This window comes from Drouetiella sp. (genome assembly GCF_059504425.1).
In genome coordinates this window covers 72,084-80,014 of the sequence record NZ_JCACIN010000016.1, presented here as the reverse complement: position 1 = coordinate 80,014, position 7,931 = coordinate 72,084, and the positions used below count along the sequence as shown (strand labels likewise).

Annotated in this window: 2 protein-coding genes; one reads left to right on the top strand and one right to left on the bottom strand. The window is 53.1% G+C overall.

The annotated features are described in order from the left end of the window. Nucleotides 1–212: 212 nt before the first annotated feature. Complete coding sequence (gene gltB / locus AC5JMP_RS03610; RefSeq protein WP_495850061.1) at nucleotides 213–4,919, bottom strand: glutamate synthase large subunit; 4,707 nt, start codon at nucleotides 4,917–4,919, stop codon at nucleotides 213–215. An 878-nt stretch (nucleotides 4,920–5,797) separates the two neighbouring features. Between gltB and AC5JMP_RS03605 the strand changes: the two genes are divergently transcribed. Then, nucleotides 5,798–7,684, top strand: coding sequence for a phosphodiester glycosidase family protein (locus AC5JMP_RS03605; RefSeq protein WP_495850060.1), 1,887 nt, complete (start codon nucleotides 5,798–5,800; stop codon nucleotides 7,682–7,684). Nucleotides 7,685–7,931 lie beyond the last annotated feature (247 nt).

Below are 7,931 nucleotides of genomic sequence, written 5' to 3'. Positions count from 1 at the left end.
TGTTGTGTGTGGTGGGCTGCGCCCACCACACACAACAAAAATGCGTAAGTCCTAGTAGGTTTAATTCTCTGGATCAAAAAAGGGAAGGCGGTGCCTTCCCTTTTTTGATCTATGGCTGTTGCCAGTTTGCTCAGGTTTATAGTGGGGCGCTTCGCGCCCCACTATAAATGTCCCCGTCCTAATAAACCTAGCGGCTGCTACATGTGTAGACTCTACTGCACTGAACTCAGAACCTTTTCTGTCAAGACATTGGGGTTCGCCTCAGGGCTTTCAGCTTCCGAAGGCGGTACAACCTGCCAAAACTTGGGAAGATACTCCGACCAGCAATCGAGAATCTGCTGAGCCTTGGCACTTCCGGTTTTCTGGGCATGAGCTTGGATTAGCTCCTGAAGCTGCTGTTCACCTGCTGTCGCAACGACGCGCTGTACCTTGACAATCTCAGGATTGACTTTGGTGGGGAAACTGCCGTCTTCGTCGAGGAAGTACGCCAAACCACCCGTCATGCCTGCGCCAACGTTGCGTCCAGCTCTGCCTAAGACCACAATCACACCGCCCGTCATGTATTCGCAGCAGTGATCACCTGTGCCCTCAATTACCGCTTTGCCAAAGGAATTGCGTACCGCAAAGCGCTCGCCAGCCTGCCCTCTAGCAAACAGAGTGCCCCCCGTTGCGCCGTAAAGACAGGTGTTGCCGATGATGACATTTTCTGCCGGATCGTAGGTGACTTGGACAGACGGACGAATGATGATTTCGCCACCGTGCATCCCTTTACCCACGTAATCATTTGCCTCGCCCTCTAGGGTCAGCGTCATGCAGGGCAGCAAAAATGCCCCAAAGCTCTGACCTGCTGAACCTTGAAAATTGAGGGTGATGTGTCCGCCAAATCCAGTGTCTCCGTAGGTCTTGGCGATCGCGCCTGACACGCGGGTCGCCACAGAGCGATCGGTATTGACCATGGCTACAGAAAGTTCGGCGGTACCCTGCTCTTGAATCGCTGCCTGAATGATGGGATTTGCCAGAATCTCATCATCCAATACATTGCCGTTGCTATGAACCTCCTGATGCTCTAGCCAGGAGCGATCTGTGCGAGTATCTGGTAAACGGGTCAAGCAATCCAGATTAAGGGAATGGGTTTTGGCAATCTTGACTTCCCGCTCCTTCAGCAGATCGGCTCTGCCAACGATATCTTTCAGCGATCGGTAGCCCAACCGCGCCAGGAGCGATCGCACCTCTTCCGCCACAAAGTAGAAGAAATTGACCACATGCTCCGGCGTTCCGGTAAAGCGCTGCCGCAGTTTTTCCTGCTGAGTGGCTACGCCAACTGGGCAGTTGTTGGTGTGGCAGATTCGCGCCATGATACAGCCTTCTGCAATCATCGACACAGAGCCAAAGCCATATTCTTCTGCACCCATTAGCGCCGCCATCACGACATCCCAACCTGTTTTCATGCCACCATCGGCTCGGAGAAGGACGCGATCGCGCAATTTGTTTTCCATCAAAACGCGATGTACTTCGGTCAAGCCTAGCTCCCAAGGCACACCCGCATGTTTGATCGAGCTAAGGGGAGATGCCCCTGTGCCGCCGTCATGTCCAGAGATCTGGATGATGTCGGCATTGGCTTTGGCAACCCCGGCAGCGATCGTGCCAATACCCACCTCTGCCACCAGCTTCACCGAGACTTTTGCCACCGGATTGATCTGATGGAGATCAAAGATGAGTTGTGCCAAGTCTTCGATCGAGTAGATGTCGTGATGGGGCGGCGGTGAGATCAGCGTCACGCCCGGTTTCGATCGACGCAGCATAGCAATGTAAGGACTGACCTTCTTGCCGGGAAGCTGACCGCCTTCACCGGGCTTTGCGCCCTGAGCCATCTTGATTTCGAGCTGTTTGCCGCTCATGAGATATTCGGGCGTGACCCCAAATCGACCGGATGCCACCTGTTTGATCACAGAGTTAGCGGTGTCGCCGTTTCGCAACGCCTTGAGATGGGGAAACTTGGCTGAACGTCCGGATTCCACATCGTCGATCGGGACATAGCGCAGCGGATCTTCACCCCCCTCACCGCAGTTCGACTTGCCGCCCAGACGGTTCATCGCCACCGCCAGCGTCTCATGCGCCTCGCGGGACAGCGAACCCAGCGACATGGCTCCTGTACAGAAACGCTTGACGATTTCTTCCACAGGCTCGACTTCCTCAACCGGGATCGAAGGGCGATCGTTCTTCAAGTCCAGCAGGTCGCGTAGCGCCGTCAGGGGACGACCTTCCATGTATTTCTGGTACAGCGCATAGTGATCAAAGCTTTGGTCGGCAACCGCTTTGTGCAACAGCTTTGACATTTCGGGGCTGTTCATGTGGTGTTCGCCACCGGGCTTGTAGTTAAAAAAGCCAAAGTTTTCCAGCTTCCGAGCCGCCAGTTCTGGAAAAGCGCGGCTGTGCAGGATCAACACTTCCTTTGCCAGATCGGTAACGCTCAGACCACCCAACCGGGATGCCGTGCCTGTGAACGCCAGATTCAGCAGGTCGGTGCCAATGCCGATCGCCTCAAAAATCTGTGCCCCCTGATAGCTCGACAACAGCGAGATGCCCATCTTCGAGAGGATCTTGAGCAGACCACCCTCAATGGCCTTGCGGTAGTTGTACTGTGCTCCTGTCAGGCTCACCTTGTCGAGTTTGCCTCGCTCCATCATGCTCTGGGTTTTGTTGTCTGCCCACCAGTGCCGCACAGTTTCCCAGGCGAGGTAGGGCGAAACGGCGCTAGCACCAAAACCTAGCAGACAGGCGAAATGATGCGTACTCCAGCATTGTGCGGTGTCAATGACGATCGAAGCCCGCATCCGTAGACCCTGGCGAATTAGATGATGGTGAACTGCACCCACCGCCAGCATCGGCGGAATGTAGCTGAGGTCAGTGCTGAGTACAGTTGGCTCATGGGTAAGGCTGAGGCGATCGCTCAAAATCAGCACCTGCTTGCCTTCACGCACGGCTGCGGTAGCCGCCTGACAAAGGCTGTTGACGGCTTCCTGAAGCCCGATCGAACCCTCTGCGATGCTAAACAGCGTCGATAGGTCTGCCGTTTCAAAGCCCGACTGACGAATCTGCTCCAGATCGCCATCGTTTAGCACAGGCGTTTGCAGCTTCAACAAATGGGCATGTTCCGGTTTAGCCTCCAGCAAATTGCCCCGCTTGCCCAACTGCGTCACTAGCGACATTACTAGGCTTTCGCGCAGAGGATCGATCGGCGGATTCGTGACCTGAGCAAACCGCTGCTTGAAGTAGTCGTATAGCAGCCGAGGCTTGTCTGACAGCACCGCTAAAGGAATGTCATCTCCCATGCAGAAAGTTGGCTCTTTGCCCTGAGATGCCATGTCTTCAATGATCATCTCCACATCTTCGGTGGTGTAGCCGAAGGCGGTTTGCTGGCGCAGCAGAACGTCTTGCGGCATCTGGGCGGCATCGGCGTAGGGCTGCGGCTCCAGCGTTTGGCGGTTGTCTTGCAGCCACTGACCATAGGGACGGACACTGGCGACGCGCTGCTTGATCTCCCAGTTCTTCAAGACTTCGTGGTTTTCCAAGTCAACGGCGATCGCTTGTCCAGGACCTAGCCGTCCCTTCTCGATAATGTCTTCTTCGGGAATATCGACTACACCTGCCTCAGAAGCGAGGACAACCAGCCCGTCACGGGTGATGAGGTATCGAGCTGGACGTAGCCCGTTGCGATCGAGCGTGGAACCCACAATTTTGCCATCGCTAAAAACTAGCAGCGCTGGGCCATCCCAAGGCTCCTGAATGCCGCTGTAGTATTCATAAAAATCTACGATTTCGGGGTGGTCGGCCAAATCTGGCTGATTTAGATAGGCTTCCGGCACCATAATCATCATCGCCTCTAGCGGACTGCGACCCGAATGCACCAAAAGCTCCATGGCGTTGTCCAGGTTGGCAGAATCGCTGAGCTGGTCATTAACTACAGGCTTCAGATCTTCTAGGCGATCGCCCCAGAAGGGCAGCTCCAGATCGGCTTCTCGCGCCCGCATCCAGTTGATGTTGCCCAACAGCGTGTTAATTTCGCCGTTGTGCCCCAGGTAGCGCATCGGCTGTGCCAAATGCCACTTGGGCATGGTGTTAGTGCTGAAACGGCGATGGTAGATGACAAACGGGCTGGTGTAAGCCGGATTGATCAGGTCTTCGTAAAACTGCCCTAGGATTTCCGATCGCACCATGCCTTTGTAAACGATCGTTCGGGTCGAAAAAGAGCAGACGTAAAAATCTGGCAGTCCAGAAAGCTTCTCAGGGGCGGCGCTCACGGCTGATTTTACCCGCTTGCGGTTCCAGTAGAGCAACTGCTCCAGCGCCTCTCCAGTCACCTCGGCAGAATGCACTAAGACCTGTTCAATCTGAGGCTGATTTTCTCTTGCCTGAAGACCCAGCACCTCGGGCTTGATAGGCACCTTACGCCAACCCAGCACTGTTAGGTTAGACTCTGCCAGGACATTTTCCACAATCTTACGAGACAGGTCAGCTGCCTCTACAGATTGAGGCAAGAAAATCATGCCCACGCCCATCTGCTCAACTGGGGGAGGCGTAATGCCTTGTGCCTGTAGCCAATGGCTCAATAAATCCCAGGGTACGGCGGTCATGATGCCTGCGCCATCACCAGAATCGCGATCGGCGCTACAGCCACCCCGATGCTCCATGCAGGTAAGAGCAGGCAATGCTTTGGCAATAATGCTATGGCTGGCACGTCCCTGAAGGTCGGCAATGAAACCTACGCCGCAAGCATCGCGTTCTTCTACCAACCAAGGCTGTCCTGCAAATCCTGCCCTTGATTCTTGATTGTCTTGATGACTTTCTTGATGCCTCTCTTGATGCTTTTGTATGTCCTGACTCACGCTCTCATTGCTCCCGCTATTAAATCGATTCATGTGATCGTTGAAAATGGATAGAAATTAATTTGCTTGAAACTTAAGGGCTAGAAATTTTCAAATAATCATTCATGTGGCTCTTTTGTATGGCTCTTCTGTATGGCTCTTCCACTATCGATCCTTAATCCTGTCAACCCTTAACCCCGTCAACCCCTAACTGCCCTGAGACTGATCTGCCTCCTTGCTGAAGAATAAGTTGCGAGAAGTAGAAAATTCCGACTCATCTGTTACGAAGCGATAGGATCGAGGCTAAATGGGCACAGCCCTTGCTCCTAGCTAGAAACCCGAAACCCATAGGCGCTGAGACTGGTAGACTTTGCTCGGTAGGAGTCTTAATCCTCAACCCCTAGCTTTAGCAATCTCGGAAGCTAGTCATCTCGAAAGCTTTTGAGTCGCGATCGCAAAAACTACAGTTTTGAGAAGAGTCCTGAAAAGCGTTTTTGCCAGAAAAGCTTTATCAAGGTCTAGGGTTAATCTAAGGTCAGAGTAAGGATCTTATAGAAAGTGTATCGCGTTGACAATCCCTAGACGGGTACTGAACCTGTATTGGATCTGTTATTTGAACAAGTATTGGACAAATTTCACAGAGTATCTAGTCATGAAAGTCTTGGGGAGACTGTAACGCAAAGCTTTTTATTTCATTCAGATTCCATCAGACCTCCAGCCCAAGCAAAATTTCTGTAGCAAAAGTTGCACTAGCAGCCCAATTTTCTTGAAGCAATTGAGGAACTTTCGGTTAACGATTTGTGAAAATCCCTCGGCAGAAGCCTTAAGTTTGAGGAATTCTGAAGAGGATCTGGGCTTAATTTGCCTGGATTAAATTTGCCCCGCTTATATTTACCCCACTTTTGCCCACCATCATCAGACTCAGCATATCTGTGGTTAGTAGTCGTATTCGCAGAGGGCGGCGATCGCGTCATCGTCGTTCTCATCGCCCCTTCTCTCAGGCATTCTCTCAATTGCGGATTTTCCTGGTCGCGTCTCTTCTCATTGGCGCACTTTACCTGACTCGGCAGCACCTCAGCGCCAAGCCAGCCCTGTCTCAACCTGCGGTTTTGAGCGCATCTTGGGTGCCGACGCTGGCGCAGTCCGTGATGCCGTTGAGCCAGCAGGGTGGACAAATCATGCTGAATGGACGTACGCTATCAGCCGCCTGGAGTCAGAGGCAGCAGCAGATAGGAATTTCGGATGCTGGACTGATGCAAGCCTTTGGTGTGGATTTGCTCAGCACTGTCGATGCGGCTCAACAGCCTGTTACCTGGTTTTCTGATACCCAGAATCCCTTCTCGCTTGCCACCTGGCTCACCGGGCAATATCGCTACCTCAACATTACAGATCTAGCGCAACGCTATGGTTGGCAGGTGCAAACTAGCCAATCGACCCTGCGAATTTCTACGCCGATCGCCCAAGTCATGCAGGTGCGCCAAGGTCGCCAAAGCTGGGGCGATCGCATTGCCATTGATTTGGATAAACCCACGCCCTGGCAAGTTTCTGAACGGCTTGGTGAGGCAATTATCACGCTTGACGCCAAAGCTGATTCGGCAGTGCTGCAAAAGTTTATGCCGCGATCGGGCAATCTGCTTCAGTCAATTAAAGCGGAACAGAGCGGCGATCGTACCCTCATCCGTGTCGGCTTGCCAGACGACCTGCGCCCCCATGTCTGGTCGATCAACAACCCCCCTCGACTGCTGATAGATGTCCGTCCTGACTTCATGACAGAACGCGATATCCAATGGGCACCGGGCATTCGCTGGCGGCAGCAGATGGTTTCCCTGGGCGCAGCAAGGTTTCCTGTCACTTCTTTAGAAATTGATCCGCGTCAACCCGGCGTATCGCTGAAACCTATCCTGGGCAATGCGTCGGCAGTTACGGGCACGACACCGCTGTTAGCAATCGCCCAGAGCAACCGGGCAGCGGCGGCAATCAACGCTGGGTTCTTTAACCGCAACACGCAGATGCCCTTGGGGGCAATTCGCTCGGATAACCACTGGATTTCTAGCCCAATTCTTAATCGAGGGGCGATCGCCTGGAATCCTTCTGGAGAGAGTACAGTTGGACATCTCAGTCTGTTGGAAACAGCGGCGCTTTCTAGAGCCGATCGGCCTGTAGGCAATTTTCCCATTCTCTCGCTCAACAGCGGTTATGTGGGGGCAGGCATCTGTCGCTACACGCGGGAGTGGGGAGCAGACTACAAGTCTATTCTGGATGACGAAGTGCTGGTAACGGTGCGTAACCAGCAGGTGGTTGACCAGCGCCATGCCGCTACAGCCGGACAGACGACTGTGCCCATCCCGGTAGATGGCTATCTGCTGGCAGTCCGTGCCAATGCCGAGATTGCTAAGGCTCTAGCGATCGGCACCTCAATCCAGATCCATACCGTGACTCAGCCCTCTGAGTTTAGCCAGTATTCTGAAGTTGTAGGAGCCGGACCACTGCTGATGCAAAATCGTCAGATTGTCTTGAATGCTGAAGCAGAGAAATTTTCAACGGCTTTCATTCAGCAATCTGCTCCTCGAAGTGCGATCGCCACCACGGCAACGGGAAACCTAGTGCTGGTTACCCTTCACAATCGCGTGGGGGGTCTTGGCCCCTCTCTGGCAGACACTGCGCAGCTGATGCAGCAAATGGGATTCGTCCATGCGCTCAATCTGGATGGGGGTAGCTCGACTACACTCTATTTGGGAGGACAACTGCTCGATCGCCCCAATAACGCGGCTGCCCGTGTTCACAACGGCATTGGCGTGTTTGTTCGCTCTAGTCAGTAACTCTCTCAAAATTAAAGCTATTCTGAAAAACGATCGGCTCCTGTGAAGAGTGAGTATAAATTCCCCTGTTTGAGCTAGCTGGATGACGGAAGCAGAGTTGATTTTGTTATGTTGGCTGAGGTCTCTTCACCTACCGTAACGACTGCATCTAATCGAATTGACGGAATGATTGACCAAAACGATTTGACTAAATCTAATTAACCGCCTGATTTAACCGCCGAATTCCTATTTCTCAAGCAAGTCGGTT